This is a genomic window from Actinoplanes sp. NPDC051513 (assembly GCF_044454685.1).
Taxonomy (GTDB): domain Bacteria; phylum Actinomycetota; class Actinomycetes; order Mycobacteriales; family Micromonosporaceae; genus Actinoplanes.
On sequence record NZ_JBITDW010000003.1, the window covers coordinates 1 to 15,320 of the forward strand.

General features: G+C 68.9%; 14 protein-coding genes, 1 tRNA gene and 2 pseudogenes. 11 read left to right on the forward strand and 6 right to left on the reverse strand.

Annotated features, from left to right (window positions below; translation table 11 throughout):
* Window positions 1-305: pseudogene (locus ACIA5D_RS09900) on the forward strand (IS30 family transposase); the annotation flags it as partial.
* A 58-nt stretch (window positions 306-363) separates the two neighbouring features.
* Window positions 364-630: pseudogene (locus ACIA5D_RS09905) on the forward strand (transposase); the annotation flags it as partial.
* Here ACIA5D_RS09905 and ACIA5D_RS09910 read toward each other — a convergent pair.
* The 4 genes from ACIA5D_RS09910 to ACIA5D_RS09925 form a co-directional block, all read right to left on the reverse strand.
* On the reverse strand, window positions 582-1,208 hold the full coding sequence (locus ACIA5D_RS09910; protein WP_396030333.1) for a hypothetical protein: 627 nt from the start codon (window positions 1,206-1,208) through the stop codon (window positions 582-584). The pseudogene ACIA5D_RS09905 and the gene ACIA5D_RS09910 sit on opposite strands and share 49 nt — an antisense overlap.
* A 190-nt stretch (window positions 1,209-1,398) precedes the next feature.
* On the reverse strand, window positions 1,399-2,334 hold the full coding sequence (locus ACIA5D_RS09915) for a sulfotransferase domain-containing protein (protein WP_396029510.1): 936 nt from the start codon (window positions 2,332-2,334) through the stop codon (window positions 1,399-1,401).
* Window positions 2,335-2,651: 317 nt separating this feature from the next.
* Entirely contained in the window at window positions 2,652-3,956 is a 1,305-nt protein-coding gene (locus tag ACIA5D_RS09920; RefSeq protein ID WP_396029511.1) for a ricin-type beta-trefoil lectin domain protein, read from the reverse strand.
* 320 nt (window positions 3,957-4,276) lie between these two features.
* A complete protein-coding gene (locus tag ACIA5D_RS09925) occupies window positions 4,277-4,570 on the reverse strand; it encodes an aldo/keto reductase (RefSeq protein ID WP_396029512.1) in 294 nt (97 codons plus the stop codon).
* 450 nt (window positions 4,571-5,020) lie between these two features.
* Between ACIA5D_RS09925 and ACIA5D_RS09930 the strand changes: the two genes are divergently transcribed.
* Both ACIA5D_RS09930 and ACIA5D_RS09935 read left to right on the forward strand, forming a co-directional pair.
* Window positions 5,021-5,093, forward strand: a tRNA-Arg gene (locus ACIA5D_RS09930).
* 239 nt (window positions 5,094-5,332) lie between these two features.
* Window positions 5,333-5,926, forward strand: coding sequence for a dihydrofolate reductase family protein (locus tag ACIA5D_RS09935; RefSeq protein WP_396029513.1), 594 nt, complete (start codon window positions 5,333-5,335; stop codon window positions 5,924-5,926).
* A gap of 39 nt (window positions 5,927-5,965) precedes the next feature.
* Here ACIA5D_RS09935 and ACIA5D_RS09940 read toward each other — a convergent pair whose 3' ends face one another.
* Window positions 5,966-7,345 (reverse strand): LVIVD repeat-containing protein, encoded by a 1,380-nt coding sequence (locus ACIA5D_RS09940; protein WP_396030334.1) that lies wholly within the window; start codon window positions 7,343-7,345, stop codon window positions 5,966-5,968.
* A gap of 80 nt (window positions 7,346-7,425) precedes the next feature.
* Between ACIA5D_RS09940 and ACIA5D_RS09945 the strand changes: the two genes are divergently transcribed.
* From ACIA5D_RS09945 to ACIA5D_RS09960, 4 genes are read left to right on the forward strand one after another with little or no spacing between them, the layout of a single operon-like run.
* The gene (locus ACIA5D_RS09945) at window positions 7,426-8,094 is read left to right on the forward strand and encodes a DUF305 domain-containing protein (protein WP_396029514.1); all 669 of its coding nucleotides are present in this window, start codon (window positions 7,426-7,428) and stop codon (window positions 8,092-8,094) included.
* A 24-nt stretch (window positions 8,095-8,118) separates the two neighbouring features.
* Window positions 8,119-8,361, forward strand: coding sequence for a hypothetical protein (locus tag ACIA5D_RS09950; protein WP_396029515.1), 243 nt, complete (start codon window positions 8,119-8,121; stop codon window positions 8,359-8,361).
* A 26-nt stretch (window positions 8,362-8,387) separates the two neighbouring features.
* Window positions 8,388-8,471, forward strand: a complete 84-nt coding sequence (locus tag ACIA5D_RS09955; RefSeq protein WP_396030335.1) for a hypothetical protein — start codon at window positions 8,388-8,390, stop codon at window positions 8,469-8,471.
* 54 nt (window positions 8,472-8,525) lie between these two features.
* Window positions 8,526-11,462, forward strand: coding sequence for an ATP-binding protein (locus ACIA5D_RS09960; protein WP_396029516.1), 2,937 nt, complete (start codon window positions 8,526-8,528; stop codon window positions 11,460-11,462).
* Between the two features lie 2 nt (window positions 11,463-11,464).
* Here ACIA5D_RS09960 and ACIA5D_RS09965 read toward each other — a convergent pair whose 3' ends face one another.
* Window positions 11,465-12,883 carry a DHA2 family efflux MFS transporter permease subunit gene (locus ACIA5D_RS09965; RefSeq protein WP_396029517.1) on the reverse strand — a complete coding sequence of 473 codons (1,419 nt, stop codon included), beginning with the start codon at window positions 12,881-12,883 and terminating at the stop codon, window positions 11,465-11,467.
* Between the two features lie 78 nt (window positions 12,884-12,961).
* Here ACIA5D_RS09965 and ACIA5D_RS09970 point away from each other — a divergent pair, with 78 nt between their 5' ends.
* From ACIA5D_RS09970 to ACIA5D_RS09980, 3 genes are all read left to right on the forward strand, one after another.
* On the forward strand, window positions 12,962-13,660 hold the full coding sequence (locus ACIA5D_RS09970; RefSeq protein WP_396029518.1) for a TetR/AcrR family transcriptional regulator: 699 nt from the start codon (window positions 12,962-12,964) through the stop codon (window positions 13,658-13,660).
* A gap of 9 nt (window positions 13,661-13,669) precedes the next feature.
* Window positions 13,670-14,272, forward strand: coding sequence for a DsbA family protein (locus tag ACIA5D_RS09975; RefSeq protein ID WP_396029519.1), 603 nt, complete (start codon window positions 13,670-13,672; stop codon window positions 14,270-14,272).
* 72 nt (window positions 14,273-14,344) lie between these two features.
* Window positions 14,345-15,301 carry a glycosyltransferase family 2 protein gene (locus tag ACIA5D_RS09980; RefSeq protein ID WP_396029520.1) on the forward strand — a complete coding sequence of 319 codons (957 nt, stop codon included), beginning with the start codon at window positions 14,345-14,347 and terminating at the stop codon, window positions 15,299-15,301.
* The last annotated feature ends 19 nt before the right edge of the window (window positions 15,302-15,320 follow it).

Here is a 15,320-nt window from a genome sequence, read left to right on the forward strand (position 1 = left end):
ACCTGGGACCGGGGCAAGGAGCTGTCGGCCCACGTGCAATTCGCGCTTGAGACCGGCACGAAGGTGTTCTTCGCCGACCCGCACTCCCCGTGGCAACGGCCCACGAACGAGAACACGAACGGACTGCTGCGTCAGTACTTCCCGAAGGGCACCGACCTGTCGAGGTGGACCGCCGACGACCTCGAAGCCGTCGCCCTGGCACTCAACAACCGCCCTCGCAAGATCCTCGGCTGGCGCACCCCGGCCGAGGTTTCGAGGAGCAGCTACGCTCGATCCAACAGGCCGATGTTGCAACGACAGGTTGAACTCGCCAACTATACGAGCTTCCGTTTCTCGCAACGCTTGCAGGACAACGGAATCCGGCCGTCTATGGGGTCGGTCGGCGACTCCTACGATAACGCGTTGATGGAGAACTTCTGGTCGACGCTGAAGATCGAACTCGTCTACCGCACCAGCTGGCGGACCCGCGACGAGTCCGAGAACGCGATCTTCACCTACATCGACACCTGGTACAACACCCGCCGCATCCAACGCGAGCTCGGCTACCTCAGCCCGGACGAATACGAGGCAGCCTGGCACGCTCAGACCGAGCCAGATAACCTCACCCCTGCCCCGACCGGAGGCAGGTAACCACCGCTCCGTCGAAGCGGGGGGAACTCACAGGTTCTCCAAGTCGATCTTCCAGCGCTCTGAGTACGTGGGCCAGGTGATGAGACGTGCCCCCAAGCACGCCACAACATTGGAGTTCCAGGACCTCCGACGGCTTCGGCGCACCGTGCGATCTGGCGGTCGCCCCACGAAAGGTCAGCGCCCTCGGCTGGCCAGTGACTTGATGCGACCAGTGAGTCGCAAAGATCGTGCATCGCTTGGTTGCCGTTGCCGTCTCGCGGCGTTCGATATATCCACCACGCGTCGTCGTCGGTATACCTGAGGTTCCGGGGTGGGGGCCATCCTTTGAGGCTCATGGCAGGATGGCCGATCCCGTAGTCGCCGAATTCAATGTCGGGTTCTTGAAGGCGCTCCCAGAGCTTCTGGTCGTATCGGGGTATTTGGGTAGCTGTGTTCGTCGGCAGGCCAGCCAGCGTCTTGGGCATCGCGCCTGCGGCCACGGTGATGGATTCCCAGGGATAGCGTCGCGCCCAAGCGACGTACTTCCTGACCAGTGGTTCGACCCTTCCCCTTGCGCGGACGCCGCCTAGCTGGTGGATCCCCTTTCACGAACGGCTTGCCCGCAGCGCGATGGCGCGTCGAGGAGGTGGATCACGCGGCCATCGACGTCCATCGTGAAGTCGTCCAGAATCCTCGACGCTCGATCAACGGCCTGCGGCCGTATCCCCGTCATGCCCGCGACGGAAGTCGGACCTGCCCGAAGATCAGGGTGTGCGAGGGCCGCTCGCATCAAACGCCGGAGTCAAGCGTTGGCGCTGAATCGGCTTCGAGCCATGAGCGCAGCTCTGGGTCGAGCTGATCGGCTGCTGTCTCGTAGAGGGCCAGGTCTTCCTCGGTGAGGACATGGCGCCAACGTCCGTTGGTGCCCTTGTAGAAAAAGCGACGGGCGCCGCCCTCGAAGAAGAGCGGCCTGATGGACTCCTCGTTGCGGGTCGCGTCCTGCCTCATGGCGTCGAACCGGGCGGCCGCCACGAGCTCGGGCCAAGCATCCTCGGCCACCTCGATGTGGGTGAAGGCGGCGACGCAGCGTATCTGCGCCTCGAGGTCGGCGAGCAGATCGGCGTAGTGGACCATCAGCACGTTGGGCAGGTCCCGATGCGGCCAGAAGGTCGCGGCGTGGTGATGGTGAGACCAGAACGGCCAGCCGTCCGCCTCCCAATCGAAAAGGCTGCGGGTCATCCAATCGGCCCACAGCTCTCGTTCAGTGGCCGGGCATCGGGGCATCGGGCCAGCCGCGCCACCCGCGGCGTCCAGCAGCGAGTAGGCGAACTCGGTGTAGGCGCTGTAGTGGTTGAAGGCCGACATGAACACGTCCCGCGTGTCGCGGCCGACGTACACGTAACGGACCGCCGGGTCGTACGGCAGAGCGTCGAATGGCAAGTGGCTCTTCAGGAACCGCTGGTGCTCCTGGGCCTCGATGCTCGCCGCGACGCCATCCACGTCGCCCAGGAAGGCCGCGTCGATCCACGGAGACAACGCGACGAGCGGTGCAGGCAAGGGGCCCGTGCCGAAGACCAGCAGGCTCATGATGCGCTGCATCCAGGTGGTACCCGCCTTCATCGAGGTCGAGATGACGACGTCGCCCGGCCGCAGCGTGACATGATCCCACCGCTCGCTGTCGAGGTGCTGGCTGCGGTAGGTGCGGGTACGACGCGGCGTGTCCATGCACTTGTTCCTACGTCGACCCCGGCAACGCGGGCCATCCGTCGTACGGCCGTCAATTGGGACTCGAACGAACCGAACCGCTAGCTCTGAGCGACGTGCGGCGGAGCGCACGAGCAATTGTCAGTACCGGTGGATGGGATCTTGACTATGCAGCCGTCTCGGTGAGGCCGCGGGCGGTGCTTCGTTCGACGAGCTTGCCCTTCTTGAAGACCGCGCCGGACAAACCCGGCGCGGGTCGTATCGCGGAACGCGCGGAAAGGGCGCGGGAGCCTGTCCGCTGCCGCGCCCTGACCGTCAGCGTGCCCCTCGGCCGGCCGTCACGCGGCCTTCACGAAGTACTGTGCCGCCGATCCGTTGCAGTCCCAGATCTGCAGTCGCGCGCCGTCCGCTGTCGAGCCTGACGGGGAGTCCAGGCACTTGTTGGAGTTCGGGTTGCGCAACCGGTTACCTTCCTGGACCCAGTTCTGTGCGCCGCTGCCGTTGCAGTCCCAGAGCTGCACCTTCGTGCCGCTGGCCGTACCCGCGTTGGCGACGTCGAGGCACCGGCCCAACGTCCGCAGGGTCTGGCCGTCCCAGCTCCACTGCTGGTCCTTCGAAACAGAAGGCCCCTGGCACGTCCACAGCTGAACGGCCGCGCCATTGCCGCCCGTGTCGTTTCCGCCCACGTCCACGCATTTCCCGCCCGGCCCGTTGATCTGCGTCGCGGGTCCGCCCGTGGGAGGCGGCGTCGTGCCCCCGCCGTCCTGGTAGTAGCGCACGTAGTCGATCGATGCGGTGAGCGGGAACTGGCTCTGCACGGGGTTCTGTCCGGGGTACGTGCCGCCCAGCGCCAGGTTGAAGATGAGGTGAAACGGCTTGCGGAACTCCTCCAAGGTCGCCGGTGTCGTGTCGATTACGTGCGTCTGCACACCGTCGATGTACCAGCGGATCTGCGCGGCCGTCCACTCGATCGCATAGACGTGGAAGGCCGCGGCGTTGTTGACGGCGGGGTTCGCGACGTAGTTGGCGTTCTGACCCGCTGTCCACGGGAACACGCCGGTCCGGAGATCCCAGAAGATGTTGTTCGTCACGGTCGCGTTCGCGTTCGCATGTTCCATGATGTCGACCTCGCCGCAACTGGCCCAGTTGGTGGGCAGGCGGTCGTAATAGGTCTGCGCCGGGTTGTAGGCGCTCGTGGACGTCTCGTCGCACGAGTCACCGAGCATCCAGAAAGCCGGCCAGGAGCCGGTGGCGGTCGGGAGCGCCATGCGCGCCTCGATGCGGCCGTACTGGAAGGACTTCTTCGTGTCTGTCGTCATGCGGCACGACGTCTGGTAGAAGTTGCGGCCGTTGACCGTGATGGGCGTGGTGAGCCAGTTGGCGCGCATCACGAGGTTGCCGCCGGACTGCGTGCAGTTCTCGGGGCGGTACCACTCCCACTCGCCGTTGCCCCAGCCGTCGAAAGCGTTGAGGCCCGGGTTGAGGCCGTTGCCGACGTTGTAGTTCCAGTTGGCGCTGCTGGGCGCGCCGGACCCGTTGAACTCATCGGCCCACACGAGGTTCCACGTTGCGGCGTGTGCGGGCTGCTGCTGGACGACCACGCTGCCGACGAGTGCAGTGGCGGCCGCAGTGAGGAGGACCATGAGGCGCCGGCTGCGTGACAGCGCTCGGTCCGCGAAACCTGCATTCATTGTCACGGAGAACGTCCTCTCGTACGGAGTGGTCGATCTACTGCGAGGCGTGACATAAGTATTACGTAAACATTGCTAACTGTCGATGCAACAGGGGCGGTACTCGCAGGCCGAGCCTGGGAAGTACCTGGGCGGTTAGTTCCGGTTTGTTGCTCCTGCACCCGGTGAGGCGTACGCCACGGCGTATGACCGCTCCGCCGCTCGGGGGTCGTTCGTGCGGCTGCGCACCCGGTGTCCGGCGTGCCGGGCACAACGCGCCGGCACTCGGCGAGTCAGTGACCGAACTCGTCGGAGTCGACGGCCGCCTGTTCGCCTCGGTCGAGCGCGCTCACGTCGGCCATCTCGGCGTTGGACAGCGCGAAGCCGAACACGTCGAGATTGCTCCGAAGGCGCTGCGGGTCGCTCGACATGGGGATCGGCACGAGCCCTTGTTGCACGTGCCAGCGCAGCACGATCTGCAGGGGTATCCGGCCGCGCGCCGCATGCCCGACCAGGACGTGGGCCGGCAGGATCCCCGTGTGGTCAGCGGCTCGTCGCGAGGCCGTCGATGCTTTCGCCGCCGGCATTGCCACCCTGAGCTGCGAGCGCGAACAGCAACGCCGTCCGCCGGTCACCTCGGCCCGGCTCGCTGACGCCGCGGCCTGTTGGAGCCGTCACCGGTCGAAGCCACGCGCCGGGGCACCCCGTGCGTGAGGCGCCCCGGCGGCGCTGCCGCAGGAAACGCACCCCGCGGTACCGGTGCACGAACAGTCGCTTCGACGTTCTCGAAGGTCAAGTCGACTCGGGCGCTCCGTAGGTGCTCGGCGAGCCGATGGCATCCGACGTCAGCGGTGGTGCATGACTGGAAGGGATCAGCATTTGGGACACGTTTGCTCCGTCCGATGCTCGAGGTGTGCTCCGACCAGCGACGGGATCGCTCCCACGCGTGCTCGCGGTGTCGCTCAGGACCGGCTGGTGCCGGGTGGGACGCCTGGGCACTTTTGCGTCTGCGCTGGTAGGTAAGATGTGGGCCGCAGGCCCTCGTAGCTCAGGGGATAGAGCATCGGTTTCCTAAACCGTGTGTCGTAGGTTCGATTCCTACCGGGGGCACCCTCACCAGCGGGCCGGTCTAGCCGGCCGCCACTGAACGCCGAGGCAAGCTCGACCCTGCACCTGAATGCGGTCGACGATCTGCTTCAGACCGGTGTGCTCATCGATAACGGACTCCCGCGCCTCGGATGCAGCCGGCGCTCCAAATGATCCAGGAGTTCCCTCACGAGAGTTCCCTTAAGAGACTATGGCTGCTACCGTCGCATAGTTCCTTGAAGGAACTGAGGGGAGGGATGGCAATGAGCAGAGTGCTAATCGCGCTGTCGGTCTCGGTCGACGGCTACATCACCGGGCGCGATCCGGGCGCCGGCCGAGGACTGGGCGACGCCTCGATGCTCTTCGACTGGTATTTCGACGGCGATACGCCCAGCCAAGTGTTCGACGGCTTCCGATTGAGCGAGCCCAGCGCCCGCCTCTTCGATACCCAAGCCGCCCGCGTTGGCGCCAGCCTGGCCGGCCGCAACACCTACGACGACTCCGGCTGGGCCGAAGGCGGAACACCTCACCCGGCAGCTCCGCTCGTGGTGCTCAGCCATCGACCGGCGCCGCAGCGCAACGCGCGCCAGACCTTCGTCAGCACCGGCATAGCGGACGCCGTCGCCGCCGCAAAGGAGCTGGCCGGCGACAAGGATGTCGCCCTCATGGGCGGTGGCGTCGCGACCGCTGCCTTGGCGGCCGGCCTCGTGGACGAGGTGATCCTGCATCAGGTGCCGATCCTGCTCGGCGGCGGGAGGCCGTTCTTCCAGTCCCTGCCCCACCACGTCCGGCTCCGTCTTCTCGAAGCCGTCCCCGCGCCCGGCGTCACCCACCTCCACTACGAGGTCGTGCGATGAAGGCCCGGGGTCGCGAGACCGCAACCCCGGACCATCCGGTCAACGCCAGCGCAGGAAATTGTCCTGGGTCTGGGCATTGAATTCATCCGTACGGAAGAAGCGCGCCGCCGCCGTACGCGGGTCCTTCAATGCCAGTACGTCGACGCCCTTGGCGATGTCGTTCGAGTAGATGTTGCCGTTGTACCAGTACGCCGACCACGACCCGCCGCCGATGAACTCGGTGGCCGAGATGGGGCCGCGCTCCCAGTAGGCGATCTCGCGCGGCCGCCGCGAGTCGGTGAAGTCCCAGACCGAGATGCCGCCCTGGTACCAGGCCTGCACCATGATGTCGCGGCCGGGCACCGGGATCAGCGAGCCGTTGTGGGCCACGCAGTTCTCCGTGTCGGCGTTGGTGCGGGGGATCTTGAAGTAGCTGCGGAACTGCAGCTTGCGGCCGCCGAGGATGTCGTAGATGGCGTCGGCGCCGCGGTTCGGGCCGATGGTGGGATTGCAGGTCGCCTGGCCGCCGCCGCCCAACTCGTCGGTGAAGACGACCTTGGTGCCGCTGTTGTTGAACGTGGCCGAGTGCCAGAACGCGAAGTTCGTGGTGTCGCGGACCGTGGTGATCACTCGCGGCGCGGAGCGGCGGGAGATGTCGAAGAGCACACCATCGCCCATGCAGGCGCCGGCGGCGATGTCCTTCTCCGCGTACGCGGTGATGTCGTGGCACCCGGTGGTCTCGTAATGGCCGGGACTGCCGGGGTAGCCGCCGTCGGGGAAGACGATCGGCGCGGCGACCACAGTGGCGGCCGCCGGGTTGCGCCGGGGCACCTTGACGATGGAGATCTTGTCGTGGGGGAGGGCGCAATTCGGCTGGTCGACGCCGGCCAGGTTGTACGACGAGACGTACAGGTAGACGTTCGGGTCGTGGCGCTTGCCGGGCACGAGTGTCTGGGTGTGCGAGCCGCAATCGGTCTTGACCGACTTGAGGTACTGCGGGGTCGTCGGGTCGGTGATGTCGAAGATCTTGATGCCCTCCCAGCGGTCGCCCGGCTCGGCCGTGGTCGACGCCACGTTCTCGCACGTGTCGTTGGTGCGCTGGCTGTCGGTGCCGAGGAAGAGCAGGTTGTCGCTGATCGAGATGTCGTTCTGCGAGCCGGGGCAGAGCACCTGGGCGGCCACGGTCGGCGCCGACGGCTTGCTGATGTCGTACACAGCGAAGCCGTTGTAGTTCCCGCCGAAGGCGTAGTGACCCTGGAAGGCCCAGTCGGAGTTGGTGGAGTTGGCAAACGGGCCCGTCTTGTCCAGGTGGGCGATCTGCGTGAGGTTCGGGCTGCTGACGATCTCGTCGACCCCGGGGATCGACGGCGGCGCGGCGCTGGCGGCGGTGCCGGCGAGCGACGCGGTGACGCCGATGACCAGGGCCGCGCACCCGAGCATCCACCCTCGTGAGGCAGGCTGCTTCATGAAGCTCCCTTCCGAATACCGTACGTGTCGGTCTGAGTCGCTACAGTAGCGGAATGCTTAGACGGTCATCGATGTTGTTCGCCGCCGTTGTTTCCGTCGTGGCCGCGGGTGGCCTGGCGATTGCGGCACAGAACCCGCGTGCCGACCAGAAGAGCGCGGAGCAAAAAAGCAGCACTGCCGCGGACGTACGTGTGGTGCTGCCCGGCAAACCCGGCGACCAGGCCCGGGTGACCGATCAGGAGCACGTCACGGCGCCGAAGGCCCCCGCGTACAACACGATCGACGCCACGTTCGTCCAGATGATGATCGTCCACCATGGACAGGCGATCGACATGGCGGCGCTGGCCGCCGACCGCGCCGGCGACGACGAGCTTCGCGCGCTGGCGGCCCGGATCGGCGCGGCCCAGGCCCCCGAGGTCGCCTGGATGCGGGCCTGGCTGCGCGACCGCAAGCTGCCCGCGAGCGACCCGCGGCACGACCACGGCTCGATGCCCGGCATGCAGAGCCCCGCCGACCTCACCGCCCTCGCGGGTCTGCGCGGCGCGGCCTTCGACCGGAAGTTCGCGGCCATGATGATCGCCCACCACCGCGGCGCCCTCCAGATGGCCGGCGACGTGGTGCGCGGCGGCGCCGACGAGCGACTGCGCGAGGTGGCCGGCGAGATGTCCGTCGAGCAGGGCAGTGAGATCCGGCGAATCCAGCAGATAGCTCTGGCCGGGTGATCCACCGCCTGGTTGACTCTCCGGGTGAGCTACGCCGCGCCCCGCCGAGGGCGAACCCTGGCCAGGGCGATCGTCGGTGGGGCCGTCTACCTGACCGGCATCGGGTTGCTCGTCTACGCGATTCCCGCCCAGGCCGACACGTACGTCCCGGGCGGTCTTCTCGCCGGAATCGGTGCCGGACTGCAGGGCCCGGCCCTGCTCACGCTGCTGCGGGCGCGGAAGAGAAGGCGCCACTGCCGAGGCGCCGGCGCCGCCACGACCTCGTGAACCTCAAGGTCACCAGGTGCACCGACGTGCCTGACAGCAACACTGCCGACGGCACTGCGGCCCAGGTCTGGGACTGCGCCGGCACCGCCAACCAAAAGTGGCACCACTGAGCGGCCGCGCACCGACCGCTCAGATGCCGCGCCTGGCCGCCGATGTGAATGGTCATGCGGGACCCGCGGGTGACGGACGAGCGGCTGAGCGTTCTGCGGGCCACCGGTCTGCTCGACGCCGGCCGCGTGCCGTCGCTGGACCGGCTGACCGGGCTGGCCGCCCGGATCGTCGGGGCGCCGACCGCGCTGGTGTCTCTGGTCGATGCCGACCGGCAGCGGTTCCCGAGCGCGTGTGGCCTCACCGGCGAGCTGGATGAGACGCGTGAGACGCCGCTCTCCCACTCGTACTGCCGTTACGTGGTCGAGGACGACGCCCCGCTGGTGGTGGCCGACGCCCGGCTGGACGAGCGGCTGCGCGAGAACCCGGCGATCGCCGAGTACCAGGCGATCGCGTACGCCGGCTTCCCGTTGCGCTCCCCGGACGGCCACGTCCTCGGCTCGTTCTGCGTGTTCGACGACAAGCCCCGCGACTGGACCGAGGACGAGCTCGCGACCCTGTCCGACCTCGCCGCGGCGGCCGAGGCCGAGATCGCGCTGCGCCTGGCGCACGGCGAGCAGCAGCGGGTCGCCGCCCGGATGCAGGCCGTGCTGGACAGCGCGCACGACGCGTACGTGTCGATCGACGGCGAAGGCCGGGTGATCGCCTGGAACGGGTCCGCGGAGCGGCTGTTCGGCTACCCCGCGGCCGAGGCGATGGGACGTCAGGTCACCGGTCTGATCATTCCGGAGCGCTACCACGAGATGCACCTCGCCGGGCTCGCCCGGGTGCGCGGCACCGGCCGGTCGCACCTCGCCGGGCAGCGCCTGCAGCTGGCCGCGATCGACCGTTCCGGGCGCGAGTTCCCGGCCGAGATGACGCTCCAGGTCGGCCAGGAGCGGGGCGAGCCGGTCTTCCACGCGTTCCTGCACGACATCACCGACCGGATGGTCGCGCTCGCCGAGCTCGAGCGCCAGCGCCAGGAGCTCGACGACGAGCACACCTTCCTGCAGGCACTGCTGGACAGCCTCGACACCGGCGTGGCTGCCTGCGACAGCAGTGGCCGGCTCACGTTCTTCAATCGCGCGCTGCGTGATGTGCACGGTCGCGAGGCGGGTCGCGGTGAGACGGGGGAGACCTGGGCCGAGGCGTACGACCTGTACGCGCCGGACGGGCGCACTCTGCTCGGCCCCGACGAGATCCCGCTGGCCCGCGCCCATGCCGGCGAAGCCGTACGCGGTCAGCACCTGGTCGTGCACACCCCGAACGGCGCCCGCCGGTTCGTCAGCAACGCCCGGCCGATCGACACCGCCGATGGCCGCCGCCTGGGCGCCGTGGCCGCCATGCATGACATCACCGAGGCGCACAAGGCCGAGGAGCTGCGCCGCGCCCGGCACACGGTGGCGCAGGTGCTGTCCGAGGCGACCAACGCCGAGCAGGCCGCGATCCGCGTGGTCGAGGCGATCACCGACGAACTCGGCTGGCTTTGCGGCGAGTACTGGCAGGTCGCCGACGGGCGCCGGCACATCGACCGGCTCAGCTCGCGCACCGCCGGCGACCGCGACCTCTCCGGCTTCACCGGCGAGGCGCCGCTGAGCTTCGTTCGCGGCCAGGGGCTGGCCGGCCGGGCCTGGGAGCGCGGCACCGAGGTGTGGTCCGGCACGGACCCCGGCGACGCGCTGACCGGCGCCCGCGTCGAGGCCGCCCGGAAGGCCGGCATCCGCACCGCGATCGGCCTGCCGGTGCGCTCCGGCCGCCGCGTCGTCGGCGTGCTCGCGTTCTTCACCGATGCCGAGCTCACGCACGACCCGCACGTCGTCGCGATGCTCGACGCGGTCAGCGCGCACCTCGGCCGGTTCGTCGAGCGCCGCCGCGCCGAGGATCTCACGCTCGCCCTGTCCGCGGCCCGCCGCGACTTCGACCGGGTGATCGGGCAGCTCAACGATTACGTCTGGACGGTGGAGGTCAGGCCGAGCGGCAAGACCCGATCCGTGTACGCGAGCCCGAATGCGCTCGGTGTCTTCGGCGGCGCCCTGCCCACCGGCGGCGACATGAACGCGACGGTCCTCGGCCGGGTGCACCCCGAGGACAGGCCCGGATTCGTCGCGTTCCACCACGAGCTCGCCGCCGGCCGGTCCGGCGAGATCGAGTGCCGGTTCGTCGGCTTCGACGGTGTCACCCGGTGGATCTGGACCCGGGCGGCGGCCCGCCGCGAGAGTGGCCGGCTGTTCGTGGACGGGATCAGCACCGACGTCAGCGAGCGGCGGGAAGTCGCCGAGCAGAGCGAACGGCAGGTCGAGCAGCTGCACGAGCTCGACCGGATGAGGGACGAGCTGGTCGCCGTGGTCATCCACGAGCTGCGCAACCCGGTCGGCGTGATCCGCGGCTACACCGAGATGCTGCTGGAGAACCCGCAGCTGGAGGACCTGGCCCGGCGGCACGCAGCCGTGATCGACCGCACCGTGCTGCACCTTCAGCGGCTCGTCGACGACCTGCTCGACCTGGCAAGCCTCGACGCGGGGCACATCAGCATCGAGCCGCGCCCGATGCCGGCCGGCAAACTGTTGCGCGACGTCGTCGACAATCACCGCCCGGGGGCGTACGCGAAGAATTTGACCGTGACCGAGACGCTGGAGCCGCATCTGCCGGTGCTCGGCGACGCGCAGCGGCTCCGGCAGGCCCTCGACAACCTGCTCTCCAACGCGATCAAGTACACGCCCGAGGGCGGCGCGATCACGGTGACGGCGCGACGGCGGGGCCACGAGGTGGTCATCGAGGTCTCGGACACCGGCATCGGCATCCCGCCCGAGCAGTACCAGCACCTGTTCAGCCGGTTCTTCCGGGCCAGCAACGCGACCCGCGACGGCATCAAGGGGACCGGCCTCGGCCTGGCGGTGACCAAGGCCATTGTGGAGGCTCATGACGGGGTCCTCGCGGCCCGGCCCGGCGACGGCGGCGGCACCACCTTCAGCATCACGTTGCCGCTTCAGGTGGAGCTCGCCGCCGCGTCCTGACCTCAGACCAGCTCGAGTTGCGGCTCGGCCGGCTTCTCTTCCACGGCCGGGCGTGCCGAGCGCAGCGACCAGAGCGCCACCGGAACGCCCACGGCGACCAGGACCGCGGCCACCACCAGCGAGAACTGGTAGCCGGCCAGGTAGCGGTGCAGCTCGGCGCCGCTCGCCGCGTTGGAGCGGTTGGTGAGGATCGCGCCGAGGATCGTGATGCCGAGCAGGCCGAAGACCTCGCGGGAGACGTTGAGCATGCCCGAGCCGACGCCGGCCCGCTCGGCCGGCAGCGCGCCGACGATCACGTTGTTCAGCGGGACCAGCATGCCGCCGCCCACGCCGTAGAGCAGGAACCAGGGGAGCAGGTCGGTGTAGGTGGTGCCCTCGCCGAAGCCGGAGATGCCGAAGATCGCGACGGCCATCAGGCCCAGGCCCAGCGCCACCGTGCGGCCGGCGCCGAAGCGCACCTCCAGCCGCGGCGCGAGCGTGGCGGTCACGGCCATCACCAGCGCCATCGGCACGAACGCCGACCCCGCCTCGGTGGGCGAGAAGCCGAGCACGTTCTGCAGGTAGATGGCGGTGTAGAAGTAGATGCCGAAGACGCCGAACGCCCACAGGCCCATGGCGAGCAGGCCGCCGCTGAACACCCGCTGACGCAGGAACCCGAGGTCCATCATCGGGTTGGCCGAGCGGAGCTCGATCACCACGAAGCCGATGGCCGCCGCCGCGGCGACGGCGAACGACGCCAGGATGACGCCGGAGGTCCAGCCGCGCGACTCACCCTCGATGAGCGCGTACGTGAGGGCGAACAGCGCCACCGACGAGGTGAGCACGCCGGGCACGTCGAAGCCGCGGGCGGCGCCCCGCCGGACGGCCGGGACACTCCACGCGGTCAGCGCGGCGGTGGCCACACCGATCGGCGCGTTGATCAGGAAGATCCAGCCCCAGGACGCGTGCTGGCTGAGCCAGCCGCCGGTGAACGGGCCGATCGCGAGGGCCAGCGCGCCGACCGCGCCCCAGATGCCGACCGCCGTGCCCCGCTCGCGCGGGTTGGGGAAGAGCTGGGGCAGCAGGGCCAGCGAGGCCGGGGTGAGCAGCGCCGCGCCGATGCCCTGCACCGCGCGGGCGCCGATCAGCATTTCCTGGCTCTGCGCGAGGCCGGCCGCGACCGAGGCGGCGGTGAAGACGGCGAGGCCGGCGAAGAACGCCGTGCGGGTGCCGAGCACGTCGGCGATGCGGCCGCCGGCCAGCAGCAGGCCGGCGAAGACCAGCACGTACGCGCTGGCGATCCACTCGAGGCCGGAGATGCTCAGCTCGAGGTCCCGCTGGATGGACGGGAGGGCCACGTTGACCACGTTGTTGTCGAGGTAGGTCATGAAGGTGCCGAGCGCCACCGCTACCAGCGCCCACCACCTGCGGTTCTTTTCCATGGAATTCCCCCTGTACGGCGTCCTTGTACAACGTACATGTACTAGGTACATGAGACCTATACGTTGTATAGTTGTCAAGTGGCAGGCGAGAAATTGAGCAGGGCGGCGGTCGCCGAGCGGGCATTGCGCCTCGGCGACCAGGAGGGCGTGGAGGCGGTCACCATCCGCCGGCTCGCGCAGGAACTGGGCGTCACGCCCATGGCCCTGTACTGGCATTTCAAGAACAAGGACGAGCTGCTGCTCGGCATCGTCGACCACGCGCTCTCCACCGTCCGCGCCGACCGCTCCGCCGCCGACCCGTGGCAGAAGCAGCTCCGCGCCATGGTTGAGGCGCTCGTCACAGTGATGCGCGAGCACCCCAGCCTGGCCGAGCTCATGCACGCGGTCGACAAGACCGAGGGTGAGAGCTTCACCCGCGCCACGAACGATGCGCTCACCCTGCTCACCGCGGCCGGGTTCGGCATCGAGGAGGCGTACTGGGTGGCGTCACACCTGCTGCACGCCGCGATCGGCCTGGTGCACGCCCAGCCCGACTGCCCGATGAACGTGCCGGCCGATCAGGCCGGCGAGTGGCGCCGGCAGAAGAGGCTCTCGATGGAGAGCCTGCCGGCCGACAAATACCCCATGGTGGTCGCCTTCGCCGCGACCTACTCCCGCGCGCCCGACACCGAGCGTTACTACGCCTTCGGGGTCGATCTCGTGATGGCGGGCGTCGAGGCGATGGCCCAGTCGAACGCCACAGAATTGGATCAGCGGAACGGGCCTCGGCGGGCGTAGTTTCGAGGCGTGACAACAGTCGACTTCTACTTCGACCCCGCCTGCCCCTTCGCCTGGATCACCTCTCGCTGGATGCTCGAGGTCAAGAGCCTGCGCGACGACCTCGACCTCCGCTGGCACGTGATGAGCCTGTACGTGCTCAACGAGGGCCGCGACCTCCCCGAGGGCTACCGCGAGCTCATCGACCGATCGCTCGGCACCGTCCGGGTGGTGACCGCCGCCAAGGAGAAGCACGGCGACGAGGTGCTCGCCGGCCTCTACACCGCGCTCGGCACCCGCATCCACAACCAGGGCAACAAAGACTTCGACGCGGTGGTGCGCGAGTCGCTGGCCGAGGTGGGCCTGCCCGCCGAGCTGGCCGAGGCCGCCACGAGCACCGACTACGACGAAGAGCTGCGCCGCAGCCATCACGAGGGGATGGACCCGGTCGGCGACGACGTGGGCACCCCGACCATTCACATCGACGGGGTCGCGTTCTTCGGGCCGGTGCTCTCCAGCATCCCGCGCGGCCAGGACGCGCTGCGGGTCTTCGACGGCGCGGTGGCGCTCGCGTCGTACCCCGATTTCTTCGAGCTGAAGCGAACCCGGACAGGCGGGCTGAATTTCGACTGATCGGCGGTGATTTTGGTAACCGCCGAACAGGCATTCCTCAAGTACCTATGATCGCCCGCCGTACTGGTCGCCATGCACAAGGTCGATCTGTACGCCTCGATCAGCGTCGTGATCTGCAGCTACGCCGACTGGCGCTGGGAGGATCTGCGCCGGGCCGCCGCCTCGGTCGAGGCGCAGCTGGGCGAGCGCGACGAGCTGATCCTCGTGATCGACCACAACGACGCGCTGCTCGAGCGGGCGCGTGCCGAGTTCCCCCGCGCCCGGGTGGTCGCCAACGCCGGCCGCCAGGGCCTCTCCGACGCGCGCAACACGGGCGTCGAGACCGCTCGTGGCGACGTGGTCGCGTTCCTCGACGACGACGCGGTCGCCGCCCCCGGCTGGATGGCCGGCCTGCGTGCGGCCTTCGCGAACGACGACGTGGCGGTGGCCGGCACCGCCGTGCGGCCGAACTGGGAGGGCGGGCACCCGCCGCGCTGGTTCCCCGACGAGTTCGGCTGGGTGGTCGGGTGCAGCTATCGCGGCCTGCCCGAGGTCAAGAGCCCGGTGCGCAACCCGATCGGCGCGTCGATGGCGGTGCGCCGCTCGGTCTTCGCCCAGGTGGGCGGCTTCTCCGACGCGATCGGGCGGGTCGGCACCAAGCCGGTCGGCTGCGAGGAGACCGAGTTCTGCATCCGGGTGGCGGCACACGACGCGAACAACCAGGTCGTCTTCGACCCGCTGACCGCCGTTGATCACTACGTGCCGGCGGCCCGGCAGACGATGAGCTACTTCCTGAGCCGCTGCTACCACGAGGGGCGGTCGAAGCGGATCGTCTCGCTGCTCCAGGGTATCGACGCCGGCCTGTCCTCGGAGCGCCGGTACGTGCGGGTCACGCTGCCTTCCGCCGTGCTCAAGGGGGTCGCGGGCGCGGCGCGCCACCCGGCCGGTCTGCTCCAGGCGGGCGTCGTGCTCATCGGTCTCGGCAGCACGGTCGCCGGATACGTCGTCGAGTCGTTCCGGCGCGGACCGGTGACGCAATTCCGGGAATAGACCCGGCGGGCGGCGAAAG

Bases quoted from the DNA above. Each gene is read 5' to 3' on its own strand.
- ACIA5D_RS09915 (WP_396029510.1), bottom strand. From the start codon at position 2,334: ATGGACACGCCGCGTCGTACCCGCACCTACCGCAGCCAGCACCTCGAC.
- ACIA5D_RS09920 (WP_396029511.1), bottom strand. From the start codon at position 3,956: ATGGTCCTCCTCACTGCGGCCGCCACTGCACTCGTCGGCAGCGTGGTC.
- ACIA5D_RS09925 (WP_396029512.1), bottom strand. From the start codon at position 4,570: ATGCCGGCGGCGAAAGCATCGACGGCCTCGCGACGAGCCGCTGACCAC.
- ACIA5D_RS09935 (WP_396029513.1), top strand. From the start codon at position 5,333: ATGAGCAGAGTGCTAATCGCGCTGTCGGTCTCGGTCGACGGCTACATC.
- ACIA5D_RS09940 (WP_396030334.1), bottom strand. From the start codon at position 7,345: ATGCTCGGGTGCGCGGCCCTGGTCATCGGCGTCACCGCGTCGCTCGCC.
- ACIA5D_RS09945 (WP_396029514.1), top strand. From the start codon at position 7,426: ATGCTTAGACGGTCATCGATGTTGTTCGCCGCCGTTGTTTCCGTCGTG.
- ACIA5D_RS09960 (WP_396029516.1), top strand. From the start codon at position 8,526: ATGCGGGACCCGCGGGTGACGGACGAGCGGCTGAGCGTTCTGCGGGCC.
- ACIA5D_RS09965 (WP_396029517.1), bottom strand. From the start codon at position 12,883: ATGGAAAAGAACCGCAGGTGGTGGGCGCTGGTAGCGGTGGCGCTCGGC.
- ACIA5D_RS09980 (WP_396029520.1), top strand. From the start codon at position 14,345: ATGCACAAGGTCGATCTGTACGCCTCGATCAGCGTCGTGATCTGCAGC.